Annotated in this window: 20 protein-coding genes; 9 read left to right on the forward strand and 11 right to left on the reverse strand. The window is 73.1% G+C overall.

Annotation, left to right across the window (positions count from 1 at the left end):
- Positions 1-80 precede the first annotated feature (80 nt).
- The 3 genes from ACIBG4_RS38585 to ACIBG4_RS38595 all read right to left on the reverse strand — a co-directional run bounded on the left by ACIBG4_RS38585 (position 81) and on the right by ACIBG4_RS38595 (position 2,839).
- Complete coding sequence (locus ACIBG4_RS38585) at positions 81-1,571, reverse strand: alpha/beta fold hydrolase (protein ID WP_397207081.1); 1,491 nt, start codon at positions 1,569-1,571, stop codon at positions 81-83.
- Between the two features lie 308 nt (positions 1,572-1,879).
- Entirely contained in the window at positions 1,880-2,059 is a 180-nt protein-coding gene (locus tag ACIBG4_RS38590) for a hypothetical protein (RefSeq protein WP_397207083.1), read from the reverse strand.
- 180 nt (positions 2,060-2,239) lie between these two features.
- A complete protein-coding gene (locus ACIBG4_RS38595; protein WP_397207085.1) occupies positions 2,240-2,839 on the reverse strand; it encodes a CGNR zinc finger domain-containing protein in 600 nt (199 codons plus the stop codon).
- Between the two features lie 88 nt (positions 2,840-2,927).
- Between ACIBG4_RS38595 and ACIBG4_RS38600 the strand changes: the two genes are divergently transcribed.
- Entirely contained in the window at positions 2,928-3,710 is a 783-nt protein-coding gene (locus tag ACIBG4_RS38600; protein WP_397207087.1) for an MBL fold metallo-hydrolase, read from the forward strand.
- An 8-nt stretch (positions 3,711-3,718) separates the two neighbouring features.
- Positions 3,719-4,939, forward strand: a complete 1,221-nt coding sequence (locus ACIBG4_RS38605) for an MFS transporter (RefSeq protein WP_397207089.1) — start codon at positions 3,719-3,721, stop codon at positions 4,937-4,939.
- An 83-nt stretch (positions 4,940-5,022) separates the two neighbouring features.
- On the opposite strand, the gene ACIBG4_RS38610 is transcribed toward ACIBG4_RS38605, so the two are convergent.
- A complete protein-coding gene (locus tag ACIBG4_RS38610) occupies positions 5,023-6,120 on the reverse strand; it encodes a TetR/AcrR family transcriptional regulator (protein ID WP_397207091.1) in 1,098 nt (365 codons plus the stop codon).
- A 91-nt stretch (positions 6,121-6,211) separates the two neighbouring features.
- Between ACIBG4_RS38610 and clpX the strand changes: the two genes are divergently transcribed.
- A complete protein-coding gene (gene clpX, locus ACIBG4_RS38615) occupies positions 6,212-7,498 on the forward strand; it encodes an ATP-dependent Clp protease ATP-binding subunit ClpX (RefSeq protein WP_397207125.1) in 1,287 nt (428 codons plus the stop codon).
- 259 nt (positions 7,499-7,757) lie between these two features.
- Positions 7,758-8,636, forward strand: coding sequence for an aldo/keto reductase family oxidoreductase (locus ACIBG4_RS38620; protein ID WP_397207093.1), 879 nt, complete (start codon positions 7,758-7,760; stop codon positions 8,634-8,636).
- Between the two features lie 4 nt (positions 8,637-8,640).
- Here the strand turns inward: ACIBG4_RS38620 and ACIBG4_RS38625 are convergent, their stop codons facing one another.
- On the reverse strand, positions 8,641-9,552 hold the full coding sequence (locus ACIBG4_RS38625; protein ID WP_397207095.1) for an SDR family oxidoreductase: 912 nt from the start codon (positions 9,550-9,552) through the stop codon (positions 8,641-8,643).
- Between the two features lie 121 nt (positions 9,553-9,673).
- Here ACIBG4_RS38625 and ACIBG4_RS38630 point away from each other — a divergent pair, with 121 nt between their 5' ends.
- Entirely contained in the window at positions 9,674-10,258 is a 585-nt protein-coding gene (locus ACIBG4_RS38630) for a TetR family transcriptional regulator (protein ID WP_397207097.1), read from the forward strand.
- A gap of 63 nt (positions 10,259-10,321) precedes the next feature.
- The gene (locus ACIBG4_RS38635; RefSeq protein ID WP_397207099.1) at positions 10,322-10,765 is read left to right on the forward strand and encodes a winged helix-turn-helix transcriptional regulator; all 444 of its coding nucleotides are present in this window, start codon (positions 10,322-10,324) and stop codon (positions 10,763-10,765) included.
- Positions 10,766-10,859: 94 nt separating this feature from the next.
- On the opposite strand, the gene ACIBG4_RS38640 is transcribed toward ACIBG4_RS38635, so the two are convergent.
- On the reverse strand, positions 10,860-11,936 hold the full coding sequence (locus tag ACIBG4_RS38640) for a winged helix DNA-binding domain-containing protein (RefSeq protein WP_397207101.1): 1,077 nt from the start codon (positions 11,934-11,936) through the stop codon (positions 10,860-10,862).
- A gap of 195 nt (positions 11,937-12,131) precedes the next feature.
- Here ACIBG4_RS38640 and surE point away from each other — a divergent pair, with 195 nt between their 5' ends.
- On the forward strand, positions 12,132-13,001 hold the full coding sequence (gene surE, locus ACIBG4_RS38645; protein ID WP_397207103.1) for a 5'/3'-nucleotidase SurE: 870 nt from the start codon (positions 12,132-12,134) through the stop codon (positions 12,999-13,001).
- Positions 13,002-13,048: 47 nt separating this feature from the next.
- Here the strand turns inward: surE and ACIBG4_RS38650 are convergent, their stop codons facing one another.
- The 5 genes from ACIBG4_RS38650 to ACIBG4_RS38670 form a co-directional block, all read right to left on the reverse strand.
- Positions 13,049-13,474: a hypothetical protein gene (locus ACIBG4_RS38650; protein WP_397207105.1), complete on the reverse strand. Its 426-nt coding sequence runs from the start codon at positions 13,472-13,474 to the stop codon at positions 13,049-13,051.
- Between the two features lie 2 nt (positions 13,475-13,476).
- Complete coding sequence (locus ACIBG4_RS38655; protein ID WP_397207107.1) at positions 13,477-14,019, reverse strand: dihydrofolate reductase family protein; 543 nt, start codon at positions 14,017-14,019, stop codon at positions 13,477-13,479.
- Positions 14,020-14,132: 113 nt separating this feature from the next.
- Complete coding sequence (locus tag ACIBG4_RS38660; RefSeq protein WP_310711449.1) at positions 14,133-14,777, reverse strand: response regulator transcription factor; 645 nt, start codon at positions 14,775-14,777, stop codon at positions 14,133-14,135.
- Positions 14,768-15,895: a sensor histidine kinase gene (locus ACIBG4_RS38665; protein WP_397207110.1), complete on the reverse strand. Its 1,128-nt coding sequence runs from the start codon at positions 15,893-15,895 to the stop codon at positions 14,768-14,770. The genes ACIBG4_RS38660 and ACIBG4_RS38665 overlap by 10 nt, the downstream gene beginning before the upstream one ends.
- Positions 15,879-16,496, reverse strand: coding sequence for a DedA family protein (locus ACIBG4_RS38670; RefSeq protein WP_397207112.1), 618 nt, complete (start codon positions 16,494-16,496; stop codon positions 15,879-15,881). The genes ACIBG4_RS38665 and ACIBG4_RS38670 overlap by 17 nt, the downstream gene beginning before the upstream one ends.
- Before the next feature lie 100 nt (positions 16,497-16,596).
- Between ACIBG4_RS38670 and ACIBG4_RS38675 the strand changes: the two genes are divergently transcribed.
- Both ACIBG4_RS38675 and ACIBG4_RS38680 read left to right on the forward strand, forming a co-directional pair.
- Positions 16,597-19,239 (forward strand): DEAD/DEAH box helicase, encoded by a 2,643-nt coding sequence (locus ACIBG4_RS38675; RefSeq protein ID WP_397207114.1) that lies wholly within the window; start codon positions 16,597-16,599, stop codon positions 19,237-19,239.
- Positions 19,236-20,519 (forward strand): SWIM zinc finger family protein, encoded by a 1,284-nt coding sequence (locus ACIBG4_RS38680; protein ID WP_397207116.1) that lies wholly within the window; start codon positions 19,236-19,238, stop codon positions 20,517-20,519. The genes ACIBG4_RS38675 and ACIBG4_RS38680 overlap by 4 nt, the downstream gene beginning before the upstream one ends.
- The last annotated feature ends 115 nt before the right edge of the window (positions 20,520-20,634 follow it).

Here is a 20,634-nt window from a genome sequence, read left to right on the forward strand (position 1 = left end):
CCAGGACAGATCGACGATGCCGGGCTGATCCGCGTCAGCCCGGCATCGTCGTTCACCTCTAGCTCTGCCGCGGTTCGCGTCTAGCCCTGGGGCTCTTCCGCCGGGCAGCGGGTGCCCTTCGCGGGCACGGTCAGCGAGATCAGGTAGCGGTCCATCGCGGCCGTGGTGCACCGGGTCATGCCGTAGACGCCGTGGCCCCAGCCCTCGTACGTGAGCAGCGTGGCCTTGGAGCCGAGCTGGCGGGCCACGTTGGCCGACCACGCGTACGGTGTGTCGGGGTCGTGCATGGAGGTGCCCACCAGCAGCGGAGCGCTACCGGTGTACCGCAGCCGGTGCTGCGGGTTGTTGACCGGGTGGCCCTGGCAGATCGGCATGTCGCCCATCGGCATGGGGTTGTACCGCATGTCCGGGGCCACCGCGTTGGAGCTGCGCATCACGTCGGCGTACTGGTTGTAGTCCCGCAGCGACAGGTTCCAGTCCTCGCAGAGGATCGCGGTGGGCAGTTCGGCGAACTCACCGTTCACGGGTCCGTTGCCGGGAGGGCCGGGCATGTCATCCGGCACCGGCCCGCCGGCCAGGGCGAGGAGCACCTCGGCCTCCTGCCGCCAGACGGGCGCCTCGTTGAGCACCACGCCCAGCCAGAGGAGGTTGTGGGCGCTCACCGGGCGGTCGGTGACGCCCGGCCAGTACAGCTCGCCGCGGTCGGCCTTCTCCAGCAGTCCCTTCCACAGCGCGCGGACGTCGCGTCCGTGCAGGACGCACTCGGTGTCCCGGGCGCACCAGGCGACGAATTCGTCGAAGCTGTCCTGGACGGTGTCTGCCTCGGTCACCTGGAACGCCTTGACGTTCAGGCTGTGGTCCATGTTGCTGTCCAGCACCATGGCCCTGATCCGGTTCGGGAACAGCTCGGCGTACATCTGCTGGGCGAGCGTCCCGTAGGAGACGCCGTACGAGGTCAGCTTGTCCTCACCGAGCGCGGCGCGAATGGCGTCCATGTCACGCGCCACGTTGACCGAGTCGACGTGGTCGTACAGGGGGCCGGTGAGCGTGCGGCAGTCCGCGCGCAGCTTCTTGTCGAAGGCGACCCACGTGTCGTAGTCGGCCTGGCTGGTCATGACCGGGTACGGCATCTGGTTGTACACCGAGGCCGAGCAGGTCACCGAGCCGCTGCGGGCCACGCCACGAGGGTCGTAGCTCACGATGTCGAACCGCCGCTGGACGTCCTCGCTGAAGCCGGACGGGCGAAGGATGTCGTTCACGCCGGAGTTGCCAGGTCCGCCCGGGTTGGTCAGCAGGGATCCGATCCGTGCGGAGGGGTCGGTGGCCTTGCGCCGGGCGAGGGTCAGCTCGACGGTGGGCCCGTTCGGCTTGGACCAGTCGATCGGTACGGCCAGGGTGCCGCACTCGACGGTGGGCTCCTCCTCGCACGGCCCCCAGGCGATGCCGCGCTTGCCGACGGCATCCGTGACGTCCTGTCCGGTGACCGTCGCGTTGGCCACCCCGGCTAACGGGGTCGTTAACAGCGTCGCCATGGCCACGAGGGCAGTGGCGAGCCGGGAAGTTCTTGACACCTTGCTCCTGTAGTCGATCGCTCCCATGGTTGATCGGCTGGCCGGGCTGCTCCTACGCCTCAGCGGCCCACGCCCATGTCGTTGACGCGCGCCTTGCCTTGATCATGACAGCAGAATCTAACAGGCGGCGGCTCCGCCGTTGACGCCGAGGCAGGGTCAACGTGAAGGATGCTCACGCGCCGCCATGGTCACCGGGCAGCGGGCGGGCACGCCGGCCAAGGTGGCGGGCTTCGGCGTGGAGCACAGGTCACCCTGATGGATGCGAACGGGGTGCCCGGCCGCACGCGGCCGCCGGGCACCGACCGGTTTCAGCAGGAGCGCTGGGAGCTCGAGTTCGTGATGCAGCCATCGCAGTGGGAGGTGCCGTTCGGGTAGTAGCAGCAGTACCTCCAGTAGTTCGCGTAGCAGCACTGGTAGGCGCAGTCGGTTGCTCGGGCCACGGTGTGCGGGGCGACCATCTCCAGGAGCCGATCGGCCAATCTGGTCATGGCATGCATGGAGCCTTCCTTTCGGTCGGTTGCCTGGTGGCCGCAGCATGCGCTACCGGTCTGAACGGTTTCTCGACGATTTCTCAATGCCCTGCCCGTTCCCCGCACCTCCGCGAGTGCTGTCCCCGGCGAACGCGCTCGCCCCGGGCGTGGCCGGGCGCCTCGCCGGACCGGATCCGGTCAGCCGGCCTTCGGCTGGGCGCGGCGGGCGTAGGCGCGAGCGGCGCGGGCGCGGTCGCCGCAGCGGACGGAGCACCAATGGCGGCGGCCGTGGCGCAGCAGGTAACGGTTGCAGGGGGTGGAGCCGCACGGGGTCAGGCGCTCGGCGTCGGGGCCGGTGAGCAGGTCGGCCGCGTTGGCCGCGAGCGTCGCGAGCGCGCGGTCGAGGATCTCGTTCGTCGGGCACGGCGCCGCGCGGTAGGGGCCGCGTTTCTCGTCCCAGTACAGCAGGGCGGCCGAAGGGGCCCTGCTCAGCGCGTCGTTGACGGCGGACAGGGCCGCGGGCAGGACGGGCAGGCCACCGGCCCGGGCGGCGAACAGGACCCTGAGGTGTTCGCGCAGCGAGCGCAGCTGCGCCGCGCACATCTCCTGAACCCCGGCGTCCTCGGGGGCGAGGCCGTGCTCCGTGAGCCACCGGTTGGCCCCACCAGGGGTGCCGAGGAGATCGACGAAATGCCCTCCGGGCAACGCGATCGCGCTGTTGACGAAGTCGAGGGCGAGGTAGTCGTCGGCGCCGGGCGCGGGCGGCAGCACAGACGCGGCGGTCAGGGGCTCGCTCATAGCCCTCATGGTACGGCTTGCATTCATCCGTGAGACACCACTACCGTCATTCACGGATAAACCCCTTCTCATCCGTGAGGTCATACCTATGTCCAGCACCACCGCCGACCACATGCCCGTCCGCGTTCTCGGCGGCCCGACCGCCCTGTTCGAGTACGGTGGCCTGCGCTTCCTGACCGACCCGACCTTCGACGCCCCCGGCGACTACCAGGTGCCCGGCGGCGGGCTGACGAAGACGGCGCCGCCCGCCGCCGTACCGGCCGACCTCGGCCGCGTCGACGTGGTCCTGCTCTCGCACGACGAACACCCCGACAACCTCGACCACTCCGGCCGGGCCCTGCTCGCCGACGTCCCGCTCACCCTCACCACGCCCGGCGGCGGACGACGGCTGGGCGACGGTGCCAGGGGCCTGGCCGACTGGGAGCCGATCACCCTGGACCGGCCCGGGGGCGGCACGGTCACCGTCACGGGCGTACCCGCCATCCACGGGCCCGGCGCCCGCGAGGAGGTCGAGCAGATCACCGGCCAGGTCGTCGGATTCGTCCTGACCGGTGAGGGCCTGCCCACGGTCTACGTCAGCGGCGACAACGCCTCACTCGACGCGGTCCGGCAGATCGCCGAACGCTTCGGCCCGGTCGACACCGCGATCCTGTTCGCCGGGGCTCCCCGCTTCTCCGTCCTGTTCGACGGCGCGTTGATCGTCCTCGACAGCGCGCAGGCCGCCGAAGCCTGCACGATCCTCGGCGCCCGCCGCGTGATCCCCGTCCACTACGACGGCTGGGCCCACTTCACCGAGGGCCGGGACGAGCTCGTGGCCGCCTTCACCGCCGCCGGCCTGGCCGGCCACCTGGACCTGGGCGACCGCACGTGAGGAGCATCGTGCCCGCCCGGACCGCGGACCTCCCGCGCCTTCAGCCGCAGCGCCGCGTCCTGATCGTCCTGGTCGCCGCCCAGGTCCTCAGCGGGGCCGGGCTGGCGGCAGGCGTGACCGTCGGCGCCCTGCTCGCGCAGGACATGCTCGGCTCCACCAGCCTCGCCGGCCTGCTCAGCGCGCTGTCCACGGTCGGCTCCGCGCTGGCGGCCGTCGCGGTCGGGCGCATCTCCGACGCGCGCGGCCGGCGCCCCGGCCTCGCCGCCGGCTACCTGGCAGGCGCCGTCGGCAGCGCGGGCGTCATCGCCGCCGCCGTCACAGGCGAGCCCGTACTGCTGTTCGCCGCGATGTTCGTCTACGGCGCGGGCACCGCCACCAACCTGCAGGCCCGCTACGCCGGAGCCGACCTGGCGGCCCCCGCCCACCGCGCCCGCGCCGTGTCCACCGTGCTGGTCGCCACCACCCTGGGCGGGGTGGCCGGCCCCAACCTCGCCGCCCCCACCGGCGACCTCGCTCACACCCTCGGCATCCCCTACCTGGCCGGGCCGTTCCTGCTCGCCGGCGCCGCCTACGCGCTGGCGGCACTGATCCTGATCGTCTGGCTGCGCCCCGACCCGCTGCTCCTGTCCCGCACCGCCCCGCCCCACCCGGAACCGGACCGGCCGCACCCGGAGGCACACCGTTCCGGTGTGCTGGCCGGCACGCTGGTCATGGTGTTCACCCAGATCGTCATGGTCGCGATCATGACGATGACACCCGTGCACATGCACGGTCACGGCCACGGCGCCGCCGCCTCCGGGCTCGTCATCGCCATCCACATCGGCGCGATGTACCTGCCCTCGCCGGTGACGGGCTGGCTCGTCGACCGTTACGGCCGCCTCGTCGTGGCCTCCGCCTCGGCGCTGGCCCTGCTCGCCGCCGGCATCGTCGCCGCCATTGCCCCGGGCGAATCCGTCACCCTGTACGCGGTCGCCCTGGCGCTGCTGGGCCTGGGCTGGAACCTCGGCCTCGTCACCGGCACCGCGATCATCACCGACACCGTGCCACCGGCCACCCGCGCCAGAACCCAGGGCCTGGTCGACGTCGCCATCGCCATCGCCGGCGCGACCGGCGGCATGGCCTCGGGCCTGGTCACGGCCACCGCCGGCTACCCTGCCCTGGCCCTGGGCGGCGGCATCCTGGCCCTGGCCATCGTCCCAACGGTGGCCGCGGCAGCACGCGCCCGATGACGAGGCAACCGGCCCGCTGCGCCGATGCGGGTGGTCTCACGCTGCGGTGACCCCTGGCAGGCGCCGGGTCGGGCGGAGGCGGATCACAGCACGAAGGGGGCGGGCCGGAGGGAGGAGGCGATCGCGTGGCAGGCGCCGGGGCCGTGCGCGCGGGCGACGATCCGGCCGTCCCGGACGCGGACCGCCGTCGCCGTCCGGTCCGTGACCACCGGGACCCCGGCCGCCGCCGCCGGCGCGCCCGTCACGTCGCAGATGATCCGCAGCCCGGGCCACGCCCGCTCCGGGAACGCCTGGCGCAGGCAGCCGCTCACGCCGGCCAGCGCCAGCCGTGCCAGCGGCGCCAACTCGGCCGGGTCGTCGGTGACCAGGACCGCGGTCACCGGAACGCCCGGCGGCGCGGCCCGTACGGCCTCCTCGACGGCGCCCGCCTCCAGCAGGCCCAGCACCGCCACCACGCCGTCGCCCTCGGAGAACGAGCCGGGCGGCCAGGGGGCGTCGGCGGGCAGGACGCGCGGGAACACCGGCGGCGGAGCCCACCTGTCGCCCAGGTCCAGCCCCGCCAGCTCCTCGCACACCGCGACCAGGTCGAACGGCTCCACGAACCCCGGCGCGGCCGCGGCCAGCTCGCTCGCCCCCCGCAAGGTCACCAGCGCCGCCTCGGCCACCCGCACCCGCCGCCCCGCAGCGCGTTCCCGCTCGGGTGAGCCGCCGCGTTCCAGCAGGTCCATGCGCTCCAGGGCCAGCCCCAGCAGCAGCGCGTCCAGACGCCGCAGCGCCGTGGTCACCGCTCGCAGCCGCTCGTCGGCGAGGATCTCCGGCATCAGGTCCACCGCCAGGCGCGCCGCCCCGCCGGAATCGTCCGGGTCGTGCGGGCCGCCGGTGACCAAGGGCAGCCGCGTCACCCACGCCCGCGCGAACGCCCCCAGTGCCTCCCGCGCCGTCCCCGCCCGGCCGGCCGGCTCCCCGGAGGGGTCGCCGACGGGCTCGGCCAGGACCGTGAAGTACAGGGCCCGCTTGCCGGGGAAGTTGGAGTAGACCGCTCCGCGCGTGAGCCCGGCGCGCTCGGCGATGCCGTCGATCGTGGCGCCCGCGAAGCCGCGCTCCGCGAACTCGCGCCGGGCGGCCTCGACCACCTTCGAGCGGTTGAGCCGTTGCAGCTCCACCCTGCTGAGCCGGGCCATCGTCCTCCCCGTCCGCGCTGTTTGCGCCCCGTATCGAACCAAGATACCGTCGCCATTCAGATGACCGCATCATCTGATCTCGGTGGAGGGGGTGGCGCGCATGGCGCCGGGGCTGACGTGCAGGTTCTGCGGCAAGGGCCAGGCGGAGGTCCGCAAGCTCATCGCGGGCCCCGCGCAGATCTGCATCTGCGACGAGTGCGTCGCCCAGTGCACCGAGCTGCTGCGCGAGGAAGGCGGCGAGAGCGCCGCCCCCGAGATCCCGCTGCCGCCGCCGCGCGAGATCCACACCTTCCTCGACCAGTACGTCATCGGCCAGACACCCGCCAAGACGGCCCTGGCGGTGGCCGTCTACAACCACTACAAGCGCATCCGGCTCGCCCCGCGCGACGGCCAGGGCGAGCAGGTGGAGCTGGGCAAGTCCAACATCCTCATGGTCGGGCCCACCGGCTCCGGCAAGACGTACCTGGCCCAGACCCTCGCGCGGGTGCTCGGCGTCCCGTTCGCCATCGCCGACGCCACCACGCTGACCGAGGCCGGCTACGTCGGTGAGGACGTCGAGAACATCCTGCTCAAGCTCATCGCGGCGGCCGGCCACGACGTGGCCAAGGCCGAGACCGGCATCGTCTACATCGACGAGATCGACAAGATAGCCCGCAAGGGCGACAACCCGTCGATCAGCCGCGACGTGTCCGGCGAGGGCGTCCAGCAGGCCCTGCTGAAGATCATCGAGGGGACGACGGTGAGCGTCCCGCCCCAGGGCGGCCGCAAGCACCCCCAGCAGGACCACATCCAGATCGACACCACCGGCGTGCTGTTCATCTGCGGCGGCGCCTTCGACGGGCTGGAGCGGATCGTCGAGGCCCGCTCGGGACGCGGCGGCTCGGGCTTCGGCGCCACCCTGCGCCCCCGCGCCGACCCCGGCTCCCCGGCCGGTCTCCAGGGCGACTCCCTGGCCGGGGTCATGCCGTCCGACCTGGTCGCCTACGGGCTCATCCCCGAGCTCGTCGGCCGCCTCCCGGTGATCGCGACGCTGGGGCGGCTGGACCGCGAGGCGCTGGTCCGCGTGCTGAGCGAGCCTCGCAACGCCCTGCTCAAGCAGTACCGCAGGCTGCTGGAGATGGACGGGGTGGAGCTGGAGTTCACCGGCGACGCGGTCGAGGCCATCGCCGAGCAGGCGCTGCTGCGCCGCACCGGCGCCCGCGGCGTGCGCGCGATCGTCGAGGAGGTGCTGCTCAACGTCATGTACGAGGTGCCGGGCCGCGACGACGTGGCCCGGGTCGTGGTCTCTCGCGACACCGTCCTCGGCAACGTCAACCCGACGCTGGTGCCCCGCGAGCTGCCCGGCCGCGACCAGGGGCCGCGGGAGAGATCCGCCTGACGCCCCCCGTGACCGGCGCCATGATCATGTGGCCGTCGGCATGACACCGGGGCTGTTCGTGTCGCGTGGTGGATCGGGTGGCCGGCGCACTCGGTCCCCGGCTGATGCGCGCTCGCTCGTCTCACCCATGAGTGCCCTACGCACTCCGAGGTGCCTTGCCCACTCCCCAGTGCCGGCTTCCTGTCGGGGAGCTACGTACCGATGATGGCGTTGGGCACTGTCAGGCACCACCGCCTGATGCGACATGAAGGGCACGAAAATGAGCACGCTCCCCGCCTCGCTTCCCGGCGGCACCTGGGCCCTGGGCGACCTGACCGTCACCCGGTTCGGCTACGGCGCCATGCAGCTCGCCGGCCCCGGTGTCATGGGGCCGCCCGCTGATCGCGACGGCGCACTCGCCGTCCTGCGCGAGGCCGTCAACCTCGGCATCACCCACATCGACACCGCCGACGCCTACGGGCCACACATCACCAACCAGCTGATCCGCGAAGCGCTGCACCCGTACCCCGACTCGCTGCACATCGTGACCAAGGTCGGCGCGGTACGGGACGAGCGGGGAGGCTGGCCCCCGGCCCGCACGCCCGAAGACCTGCGCCGGGCCGTGCACCACAACCTGGACAACCTCGGCCTCGAGACGCTGGACGTGGTCAACCTCCGGCTCGGCGACGCCCAGGGCCCCCAGCCGGGTTCGCTCGCCGAGCCGTTCGAGACGCTCGTCGAGCTCCAGCGGCAGGGCCTGATCCGGCACCTCGGCGTGAGCAACGCGACAGCGGAGCAGGTCGCCGAGGCACTCGCGATCGCTCCGATCGTGAGCGTGCAGAACATGTACAACCTCGCCCACCGCCAGGACGACGAGCTGATCGACGAGCTCGCCGAGCAGGGCATCGCCTACGTGCCCTTCTTCCCGCTCGGCGGCTTCAGCCCGCTGCAGTCCTCGGCGCTCACGGCCGTGGCCTCCCGCCTGGACGCGACGCCGATGTCGGTCGCGCTGGCCTGGCTGCTGCAGCGCTCGCCGAACATCCTGCTGATCCCCGGCACCTCGTCCGTGGCGCACCTGCGTGAGAACGTCGCAGGCGCGGGACTCCCCCTCTCCGGCGAGGATCTCGCCGAACTGGACAAGATCGGCCGCTCGGGGTGAAGGGTCAGGTGGCCGGTGTGGCCAGGTAATCGCCGTGCTCCAGGTCTTCGAGCAGTGTCGGGTGTGCGGGCGACCAGCCGAGCAGCTCCTGGGTGTAGGAGCTGGAGACAGGCCCGTCGAAGCCGTAGGCGGTGGCCATGAACGGGCTGACGAAGTGCGTGGCGGCCTCGTCGGGTGTCAGCGAGACCGTGGGCAGATCCAGGCCCCGGGCGATCACCTCTGCGATGCTTTTCAAGGTGACGCCGCTTTCGGCCGCTCCGTGGAGCACGCTGCCCGCAGGTGCCTTCTCCACTGCCAGACGGAACAGGACCGCCGCGTCGAGCCGGTGCACCGCGGGCCACCGGTTGGTGCCGTCTCCCACGTAGGCCGAGACGCCCGTCTTTCGCGCGGTGGCGATGAGCATGGGGATGAAACCGTGATCCTCGGGGCCGTGGACGGTGGGAGCCAGGCGCACCACGCTCGCGCGCACTCCCCGGGCGGCGAAGGCCAGGCACGCTCGCTCACCCGCGATGCGGAAGGCGGCGATCCCGGTCCCGTCGGGCTCGTCCTTCTCGGTGGTCTCCCGGCCCGCGGGCATGACCAGGGTGCCCGAGGTGACGACGAGGGGCTTGTCCGAGTGTTCCAGCGGTCGGCCGAGTGCCTCGATCGCGGTCCGGTCGCGCCTCATCATGTCGTCGAGATCAGAGAAATCGCCGCCGTAGGCCATGTGCAGGACCCCGTCGGCGGCTGCGGCGCCGCTGCGCAGACTGTCGAGATCGTCCAGAGAGCCTCGGTGTGGCGTGGCCCCCAGTGACTCCAGCCGGGCGGCGGCGGCATCCGAGCGCGCCAGACCGGTGACGGTGTGGCCGGCCGCCACGAGCTCGGCGACGACCGCGGGGCCGGTCTGGCCGGAACCACCGGTGACAAAGACATGCATGGAACACTCTCTCCTTAATGCCAGTGACTGGCGCTACGTAGCGCCAGTCGCTGACTGTAGATAGCGCCAGTCACTGGCGTCAAGTAGCGCCACCCACTGACACATGCGGTATCTTCGGAGCGTGCCACGGAGCGGAGCGGAAGCGCGCCGCCGCCTTCAGCAGGCGGCCCTGGAGCTGTACCGGGAACGCGGGTTCGACCAGACCACCACGGCCGAGATCGCGGCTCGGGCCGGCGTCAACGAACGCACGTTCTTCCGGCATTTCCCGGACAAGCGCGAGGTGCTCTTCGACGGCGAGTCCGACCTGCGCGCGGCCCTCATGCGCGCGGTGGCCGAAGCGCCCGATGGTCTCCAGCCGCTCGACCTGCTGCTCGACGCCTTCCGCAAGGTCGAACACATCCTTGAGGACAACCGCTCCTTCGCCGAACCACGACTCCACGTCATCGCGGCGACACCGGCGCTCCGCGAACGGGACCTGGCCAAGGCCTCGTCGCTCACCGACGCCGTAGCCGAGGCGCTGCGGCGGCGCGGTGTCGCCGACCGGCTGGCCGGCCTGGCCGCTCGAACCGGGTGGGCCGCCTTTCACCAAGCGGTCCAGGCCTGGATCGACGACTCCTCACAGAGCCTGGACGCACACCTGCTCCAAGCCTTCGACGACCTGCGCGCCCTCTGCCTGACAGCACCTTGCACCTCCATGGGCATGTAGCTTTCTCATGGGAAGTAGGCACTTCCGAGTGCGTAGCGCACTCATGGGTGAGAGGAGCGCCGGATGGCGACGATGACGGCGGCCCAGCAGAGGGCACAGGCCAAAGTGGAGTACGACGCCTTCGTGGCGGCCTGCCCCAGTCGCAAGCTGCTCGATCGGATCTCCGACAAATGGGTGACGCTGATCCTGGCCGCGCTCGGCAGCGACACCGCGCATCAGCCAGGCACCGAGTGCGCCGGCGAGCCCCGGGCGATGCGCTACTCGGAGCTGGCCCGCCTGCTGGCCGGCGTCAGCCAGAAGATGCTCACCCAGACGCTGCGCTCCCTGGAGCGCGACGGCCTGGTGTCCCGCACCGTGGTGCCGACCGTGCCCGTCACCGTCTCCTACGAGCTGACCGATCTCGGCCTGTCGCTGCACGAGACGATGCGCGGCCTCAAGGCCTGGGCCGAGGTGCACATGGACGATGTGCTCGCCAATCGCGAGACCTACGACACCCGCGTCGCCTGAGAGGCGACCACATCACGCCCTTTCGATGGTCATGACACCATGTGCGCCCGGCCGGGCCCGCTCCGCCGGGCGGTGACCAGGAGCATCCACACCGTCAGATCCCCCTGACCTCGTGCCGGTCCGCCTTGCCCGGCTCGGCGAAGGCGAGCAACGCCAGTGCCTCGGCCCGCGCCTCCTCCGCCTGCCCCGGCGTCAGCGGCGCGAACGGCTCGATCGTGACCACGGGTCCCTCGCGGCGCCACACCCCGCGTACGAACCCGTCGGCCAGCACGGTTCCCAGCACCTGCCCGTTGACGGTGATGACCGTCTTGCGGTGCTCGTCGGAGATGATCCGGGTGCGGTCGGCGTGGCTGAGCAGCAGGTTGTCGAACGGCGCGACCAGCCGCACCGGCGCGGGCACGTCCGGTCCGGGGCGCGGCGCGTCGGGCAGGTCGAACAGCTCCCGGCCCCGCTCGTCCTCGAAGACGACCAGCCCGGGACGCAGCCTTTCGACGATCTCCCGCAGCCCGGTCAGGCCGGACCAGGCCTGCGCGTCGGCGACCGTGGCCGGCCCGAACGCGGCCAGGTAACGCAGCACCAGCCGCTCCAATGACGGCTCGGTATGCGGCGGGCGGCCCAGCCACTCCTCCATCGGCGCGTACGCGGTGCGCCCGGCCTTGCCCCACACGGCGCGCGGCGGCACCTGCACGAGCGGCAGCAGGCACCGCGCGGCCAGCGCGAGGTCGCCCGGTGCGGCCCCGGGGAAGCGCTCGGCCAGGTGCGCGCCCAGCTCGGCGGCCGTCAGCGGGCGCTCCCGCAGGGCCTCGCGCCCGGCCTTGGCGAGCTGGTCGCGGTCGACGTCCCCCAGGGTGCGGCTGTAGGCGGTGGTCAGGTAGCGGTCGAGCAGCGGCTGCGTGAGCGGGCGCAGGGTCAGGGCGTCGTCGGCGGTGACGAGGTGGACGGTGCCGCGCATGAGCACCATGCGCACCGCCGCACGCTCCACCAGCGGCCGGGCAAGGGCGTCGGGCGTGAAGCCGTCCAGGCGCGACCACAGGCCGAAGTACGGCGGGAACGGGGCCTGGGCCTGCATGCCGACGAGGTGCTCCACGGCCTGGAGGGCGGGCATGGCATGGCGCCGCAGCAGGAGCTGGCGGGCCAGGGTCGCCCGGTTGAGCGCGCGCGTGGTGATCACGGCCTTCACCCTAGGGCCACACGGCCGCAGCCGTGCCTCCCGGGACGCGTTCACTTCTGGTTCACGTCTCATTCATCTGGGGTTCGTTTAGGGGTCATGCCGGTGGTCCGGCGAGGCCGCGCCCGCATACCGTCCAGACCGTCACGTAGGTGAGCTTTCTACGTGTTGGCAACGGTGCTCGGCAAGGAGACCCACGTGTTCAGACGTCTGGCCCTCGTTCCCCTTCTCTTACTCGCGCTCCTGGCCATGGGCACCGCCCCCGCGCAGGCACTGCACCGCCAGCCCCTGCGCATCCTGCTGACCAACGACGACGGCTACTCCTCGACCTACCTTCACCAGCTCCGCCAGGCCCTGGTGGCCGCCGGCCACGAGGTCACCGTCGTCGCCCCGGCCGCCGACGCCAGCGCCTCCGGCACCCAGATCAACGCCAAGTTCGGCAGCACGATCGAGGCCGCCAAGCAGGACGACGGCTGGGCCGTCGGCGGCAGCCCCAGCGACGCGGTCTCCTTCGGCACCCGCGTCCCCTTCGCCGGCGACCCGCCCGACCTGGTCGTCTCCGGCCCCAACCCCGGCGAGAACGTCGCCGCGGCCGCCACCTACTCCGGCACGGTCGGTGCCGCCATCACCGCCATCACCGCCGGCGTGCCCGCCGTCGCCGTCAGCATCGCCCGCGACGGCAGCGCCGTGCCCAGCGTCGCCCAGGCGATCCAGTTCACCGTGCGGCTGGTCGATCGGCTGGCGGCCACCGCCGGCAACGGCCCCGTCCTGCCCGCCCGCACCGCGCTGAACGTCAACTACCCCGTCACCCCCAACGGCACGGTCAGCGTCGCCCACCTGGGCAGCTCCCTGCCGTACTCGGCCGGCTACACGCCCGCCCCGGAGGCGTGCGCCCTGTGCTACCGCATCGTCCCGATCGCCGATCCCGGGCCCGACCCGGTGCAGGACGCCGACCGCACGCTGCTGGCGGCCGGCAACGTCACCATCACCCCGCTGGACGGCAGCTGGGAGGCCGCCTCGGCCACCTCCTCGGCCATCCGCCTGCGCCTGCGCTCCCTGACCCCCTGAACGCCCGGCCCGTCCGCCCGGCCCGCGCCGCCGCGCGGGCGGGGCGGTCAGCGGCCACCCGTGAACGGCGCCTCGCCCTCCTTCAGCGGGCGAAAGCGCAGCGCCGACCAGCGCTCGTCCACGGCCACCTGCCCGTTGGGGCGCAGCCCGTACTCGCCGACGATCGGCCACAGGGTGTCGCGGTTGACGTCGGAGCGGTTGCCCTTCGGGTAGGCCACCCAGAGCACGGACGGTGTGGCCAGCTCGTCGCGGTGCTCCTCCAGCAGGCCCCGGGCCGAGGCGGCGTCGGCGGCGAAGAGCACCGCGACGTCCGCCTCGCCGAGCGCCCCGGCGTGGCGTGCACCCTCCGGCAGCGGCTCGATCAGGGCTCGGTGGGCGGGGTCGGAGACCCAGACGGAGGTCCGCGGCTTGACCAGGAGCTTGACGGCCACGGTCTTGACGACAGTGGCCCTGGCGGCCGTGGTCGTCGGCATGGTCAGGCCCTGCCGTAGGTCGCGTAGATGACGCCCGTCTCCAGCGTGCGGGAGTCCAGCAGCCGCAGCGGGATCTGCTCGCCGTCGGCGAACAGCTTGATGCCGCCGCCCACCACGATCGGGTGGATGAGCAGGCGCAGCTCGTCCAGCAGCCCGTCGCGCAGCAGGGAGCGCACCAGCGTGGCGCTGCCGGTGATCCCGATGTCCTTGCCCGGCTGGTTCTTCAGCTCCTTCAGCTGGGCCGCGACGTCGCCGCTGATGATCGTGGAGTTCTCCCAGGAGGCCGTCTCCAGGGTGGAGGTGACCACGTACTTGGGGGTGCCGTTCATGTGCTCGGCCATGTCGGCGGCCTCCGGCTCGGGGTTCGGCCAGTAGGCGGCGAACCCCTCGTAGGTGCGGCGGCCGAGCAGCATGGCGTCGGCCGCCTGCATCTGCTCGCCGACGATCTGCCCCATCTCATCGTTGAAGTACGGGAAGTGCCACTTCTCCGGCGACTCCACCACACCGTCCAGCGAGATGAACAGGCCCGCGACGATCTTTCGCATCTTCGTCTCCGCTCTTGAAGGTCTCTTTCGAGGTGCCCCAACCGTCTCACCGACAAATAAATTTGTCAAGAGCATCATGGTTGTCGGAGGACCCGGCACGCGAGGGCCGTGCCTCAGGACTCCAGGAAGCGCAGCACGGCCAGTACCCGCCGGCTGTAGCCGGCGGCGTGCGAGAGCCGCAGCTTGTCGAACAGCGCGTTGACGTGCTTCTCCACCGCGCTCTGCGAGACGTGCAGCTGCTGGGCGATCGAGGCGTTGGTCAGTCCCTGCGCCATGCGCTCCAGCACCTCGCGCTCGCGCGGGGTCAGCCTCGCCAGCGGATCCACCTGCGAGGTGCGGGCCAGGAGCTGGCGCACCACCTCGGGGTCGAACGCCGCTCCCCCGGCCGCCACCCGCTCCAGCGCGTCCAGGAAGTCGGCCACCTGCGCCACCCGGTCCTTCAGCAGGTAGCCGACGCCCTCCACGTCGCCGCTCATCAGCTCGGCGGCGTACTTCTTCTCGACGTACTGCGACAGCACCAGCAGTCGCACGCGCGGCCGGCTCCGCCGGATCTCCAGCGCCGCGCGCAGTCCCTCGTCGGTGTGGGTGGGCGGCATCCGCACATCCACCACCACGACGTCCGGGTCGTGCTCGGCCACAGCCTCCACCAGCGCCGCGCCGTCGCCCACGGCGGCCAGAACCTCGTGGCCCTCCTCCACCAGCAGCCGGACGAGACCCTCGCGCAGCAGGGTCGAGTCCTCGGCCAGGATCACCCGCACGGCAGCTCCACCACGATCGTCGTCGGACCGCCCGGCGGGCTGGTCACCTCGAAGGTCCCGTCCAGCGCCGCCACCCGGCGCGCCAGCCCCGACAGGCCGCTGCCCCCGGGGTCCGCGCCGCCCGTGCCGTCGTCCCCCACCCGCACGAGCAGACTCGTGCCGCGCCGGTGGACGTCCACGGTGATGAGCGCGGCGCCGGAGTGCTTGGCGGCGTTGGTGACGGCCTCGCACACCACGAAGTACGCGGCCGTCTCGACCGCCATCGGCGGCCGTTCGGCGAGGTCGCAGGCCACCTTGACGGGCACGCCCGAGCGCTCGGCCACCCCGGCCAGCGCCTCGCCCAGCCCCAGGGAGTCCAGCCCGCTCGGGTACACCCGCCAGGCCACCTCCCGCAGCTCGGCCAGGGCCCGCTGCGCCTCCTCGTGCGCCTGGTCCAGCAGCTCCGGGCGGCTGCGCCGGGAGCGGCCGATCAGCATCGACAGGGCCACCAGGCGCTGCTGCAGCCCGTCGTGCAGGTCACGCTCGATGCGGCGCCGCTCGGAGTCGACCGCCGCCACCACCCCGGCCCGGCTCTCCGAGAGCTCGGCGATCCTGCGCTCCAGCGCCTCGGTCCGGCCGGGCGTCAGCACCGCACGGGCCAGCCGCCGCTCCACCGCGTACACGCCGATCAGGCCGGAGAGGTCGATGAACAGCAACACGATCCCGGCCAGCACGCCGTAGAGCAGGAGCAGCGGGGTGGGCTCCATGCCGTCGAAGCGCTCACCGGCCAGCCACGCCCACGCCGCCATGAACCCCGTGCGGGCCCCGTACACGAACAGCGTCACCACCAGCCCGCCCAGCACGCCGACCGGCACGCGCAGCGTCAGGAACCGCAGCGCCCGCCCGCCGGCCTGCCCGCTTCCAGATCCTCCGCCCGTCGGCGTGGTCAGGCCGAGCGCGGCCGGGTCGAGACCGGCCCGGCGCACCTCCAGCGCGGCCAGGCGCACGGCCGCGCCCGAGACGTTCGGATTGCCGAGGAACGGCAGCGCCAGCAGCAGGAACACCGCCTCCAGGGGCGCGGTCACCGCGCCCAGCACCACCGCCCCCACGACCCGAGCCCCCTCAGCGACGGGACGCATGCCGGCCCTTGCGCCGCTCGGCGAGCCGGACGCCGACGAAGACCAGCACCGCGAGCACGACCAGGGCGATCACCACGTTCGAGCCGATGCCGACGTAGGTCTCCACCAGCTCCCACTGCTCGCCCAGCAGGTAGCCGGCCATCACGAAGATGGTGTTCCAGATGAGGCTGCCGCTGGTCGTCAGGGCCAGGAAGGTCATGACCGGCATCCGCTCGACGCCCGCCGGGATCGAGATGAGGCTGCGGAACAGCGGCACCATCCGGCCGAAGAACACCGTCTTGCGGCCGTGCCTGAGGAACCACGCCTCGGTCTTCTCGATGTCGGAGGGCTTGACCAGCGGGATCCGGGCGGCGATCGCCAGCACCCGCTCCCTGCCCAGCAGCGCCCCCACCCAGTACAGCGCCAGCGCGCCCACCACCGAGCCCAGCGTCGTCCACACCAGGGCGTCGAGCAGATCCATCTCGCCCCGGCTCGCCGTGAAGCCCGCCAGCGGCAGGATCACCTCGCTCGGCAGCGGCGGGAACAGGTTCTCCAGCGCGATCGCGATGCCCGCCCCGGGAGCGCCGAGGGTTTCCATGAGTCCAACCAGCCAGTCCGTCATGCGTTCCAGGCTAGGGGTGATCGCAGATGCTGGTAATGCGGTGAACGCCCGATCTGGGGTGTGGTAAACCACAACCCCACGTACCGTACACTGTACGGCCGTGAGCTCATCAACGGATCTGGTACGGCGGGCGGTCCTCTTCGAGCCGGGCGATCCGCCCAGGTCCGGCCGGATGGTCTTCCTCGACCCCGGCACGCCGGACAGCGGGGACACCACCAGCCTGCCGGTGAGCGAGGCCGTCGCGGCGCTGGCCCGCGCCCGCCACGACGAGGACGCCCACCCCGCCGCCCGCTTCTGGGGCGCCGCCGCCCTCGTCGCCCTCCAGCTCGTCACCCGCGGCCGCATCCTGCCGGACGTGACGGACGGCGACCACGACGCCTGGCGGGCCGGCCCGTTCGACGCCGCCGACCTGCGCCGGGTACGCGAGCTGGCCGCCGCCATGCCTCCAGGGACATCCCCGCCCGACGCCGAGCGGCACGTGCGGGCCTTCCTCGACGCGGTCGCCGACGCGATGCCGCGCTCCCCCGGCGCCGTGCGCGCCACCGGCACGTCCGCGTACGCCGCCGTCAAGCCGGTCAAGGTGCCGCGGCTGCGCGCGTGGGCCGGCGAGGTGTCGGCCACCCTCGACTCCGGCGTACGCGTGTCGCTGCGCCTGGAGGCCGGCGACCTGGTCGTGGAGGAGTTCCGCGCCGTCGTCCAGGTCCACGCGCAGGCCGACCCGTCACTCGTGGTCGACGCCGGCGACCTGTGGCGCGGCCACGACCCGGGGCTCGGCGCGCGGGCCCGCATCGACGTCACCGTGGCCCTGCGCCGCGCCTCCCGCGCCTGGCCGGCGCTGGCCCGGCTGCTCGACAGCGCCGTACCCGACGAGCTGGTCCTGTCCGACGGCGAGGTGGAGGAGTTGCTGGCCGGCGCCGCCGAGCGGCTGGCCGCCGCGGGCGTGGAGGTGCACTGGCCCCGCCATCTGGTGCGCGGCCTGACCGCCCGCGCCGTCGTCGGCGATCACGAAAAGCCCTCCGACCTGCCCTCCTTCTTCAGCGGGCAGCACCTGACCGGGTTCAACTGGCGGCTCGCCCTGGGCGGTGAGCGGCTGAGCGCCGCCGAGATGGACGCCCTCGCCGAGGCCCACCGCCCCGTCGTACGGCTGCGCGACCAGTGGGTGCTCGTCGACCCCGACGTGGCGCGCAAGGCACGCCAGCGCGACCTCAAGCCCCTGACCGGGCTGGAGGCGCTCGGCGCCGCGCTGACCGGCGCCGTCGAGATCGACGGCGAGCAGGTGGAGATCGAGGCGAGCGCCTGGCTCGCCGAGCTGCGCGCCCGGCTGGCCGAGCCGCTCGACGTCGCCGCCCCCGACGGGCTGGCCGCCACGCTGCGCGACTACCAGCTCCACGGGCTTCGCTGGCTGGCCCGCATGACCTCTCTTGGGCTCGGTGGCTGCCTGGCCGACGACATGGGCCTCGGCAAGACCATCACCCTCATCGCCCTGCACCTGCACCGCGCGGCCCAGGGCGACGGCCCCACCCTGGTGGTCTGCCCCGCCTCGCTGCTCGGCAACTGGGAGCGCGAGATCACCCGCTTCGCCCCCGGCGTCCCCGTGTGCCGCTACCACGGCGCCGCTCGCGACCTGCCCGAGAAGGGCTTCGCGCTCACCACGTACGGCACCATGCGCCTGGACGCCGACCGCCTGGCCACCCACCCGTGGGGACTGCTGGTGGCCGACGAGGCCCAGCACGTCAAGAACCCCGCCTCCGGCACCGCCAAGGCCCTGCGCGAGATCCCCGCCGCCGCCCGCGTCGCGCTCACCGGCACCCCCGTCGAGAACAACCTGTCGGAGCTGTGGGCCATCCTCGACTGGACCACGCCGGGCCTGCTGGGCCCGCTGGCCCGGTTCCGGGCGCGCTGGGCCAGGCCCGCCGAGTCCGGCGACGCCGAGGCCGCCGGGCGGCTGTCGCGGCTGGTCGGCCCGTTCCTGCTGCGCCGCCGCAAGAGCGACCCCGGCATCGCGCCCGAGCTGCCGGCCAAGACCGAGACCGACCGCCCGGTCGCGCTCACCACCGAGCAGGCCGCCCTGTACGAGGCGGCCGTGCGCGAGATCATGGCCCAGATCGGCCAGGCCCACGGCATGGCCCGGCGCGGCCTCATCGTCAAGCTGCTCACCGGGCTCAAGCAGATCTGCAACCACCCCGCCCAGTACCTCCACGAGGCCGCGCCCCGCCTGCCCGGCCGCTCCGGCAAGCTGGAGCTGCTGGACGAGCTGGTCGACACCATCCTCGCCGAGGACGGCGCCGTCCTCGTGTTCACCCAGTACGTCGCCATGGCCCGGCTGCTGGAGCGGCACCTGACCGGCCGGGGCGTCACCACCCAGCTCCTGCACGGCGGCACCCCCGTCGCCCGGCGCGAGGAGATGGTCCAGCGCTTCCAGGACGGCCACGCACCCGTCTTCCTGCTGTCGCTCAAGGCCGCCGGCACCGGCCTGAACCTCACCCGTGCCGACCACGTCATCCACTACGACCGCTGGTGGAACCCGGCCGTGGAGGACCAGGCCACCGACCGCGCGCACCGCATCGGCCAGACCCGGCCCGTCCAGGTCCACCGGCTCATCGCCGAGGGCACCATCGAGGACCGCATCGCCCAGATGCTCGCCGCCAAACGATCCCTGGCCGAGGCCGTGCTGGCCTCCGGCGAGGCCGCCTTCACCGAACTGACCGACGCCGAACTCGCCGCGCTGGTGGAGCTGAGATGAACGCCGTCAGAGGATTTCCCGCCTTCCCCCTCCAGCGGGCCGGCGCCCGCTTCGCCACCACCTGGTGGGGCCGCTCCTGGATCAAGGCCCTGGAGGACACCTCCCTGGACCAGACACTGCTGCGCAAGGGCCGCGCCTACGCCAAGACCGGCCAGGTCGGGCCCATCACGGTCAGCCCAGGCCGGCTGGCGGCGCTCACCGAGGACGAGTACGACACCGTCGTACGCGTCGAACGGCTCACCGCCGCGCAGTGGGACCGCTTCCTCGACCAGGTCGCCGCCAAGGCCGGCCACATCGCCGCCCTGCTCGACGGCGACATGCCGCACGAGCTGGTGGAGGCGGCCGAGGACGCGGCCGTGCCGCTGCTGCCGGCCGTTGGCGACCTCGAACCCGAGTGCTCGTGCCCCGACTGGGGCCACCCGTGCCCGCACGCGGCGGCGCTGTGCTACCAGGCGTCCTGGCTGCTGGACGGCGACCCGTTCGTGCTGCTGCTCCTGCGGGGACGCGGCCGGGAGGACCTGATGCGTGCGCTCCAGCACCACACCCGGCCGGCGGGAAGGCCGCCGGCCGCCCCGCCGGACGACGGCCACACCCTCCACGCCCCCCGGACCCCCGAGACAGCGGAGACCGCCGAGCCTTCCGAGGTCGCCGGCGGGGACGGCCGGGGGTGGGGAGGCGCGCACGGTGACGGGGCGGTCGGACCTGGGCCGGAGGGAGGTGTGTTCGCGGCGCAGGGATTCGCGGAGGGGTTCGCGGCCGGAGTGGCGCCGCTGCCCGAGCCGCCGTCCCTCGACGTGACCTTCACGCCGCTCGGGCTGGAGCCCGCCCCGGGCGTGGACGTGGCCGCGCTGGAGGTGCTGGCCGCCTCGGCCGCCTCCCGGGCGCGGGCCGTGCTCACCGCCGCGGCGCTCGGCGCGGAGCCGCCCGTGCTGAGCGAGTACCAGGACCGGGTACGGCTCGCCGCCGAGCACGACCTCGACCTCGGGCTGGACGCCCCGGTGGCGGCCTGGCGGCACGCCGGGGCCGACGGGCTCGACGCGCTGGAGTCGGCCTGGACGCCGCCCCGCCACGAGCTGGCCAGAGCGTGGGCCCTCCTGGAGGCCGCCTGGGAGGGCGAGGAGCCGCCCCGCGCGGAGCTGTCCCGCAACCGGTGGACCATCGGCGGCGACCGGCAGCTCCGCTACGGCCGCGACGGCCGCTGGTACCCGTTCACCCGCCGGGACGGACAGTGGTGGCCGTCGGGCCCGCCCGAGCGCGACCCCGCGGCCCTGCTGACCTGACCCCTCACCGGCGCGGGGCGGCCACCGCGCCCCGCGCGGCGGGGGGGGGCCCCCCGGCCCCCCCACCCCCCCGGGGACCCCCGCAGTTGGGGGCCCGGGCCGGGGCCCGCAAGGT

Origin of the sequence: Nonomuraea sp. NPDC050383 (assembly GCF_044459125.1) — a bacterium.
Lineage (GTDB): Bacteria > Actinomycetota > Actinomycetes > Streptosporangiales > Streptosporangiaceae > Nonomuraea.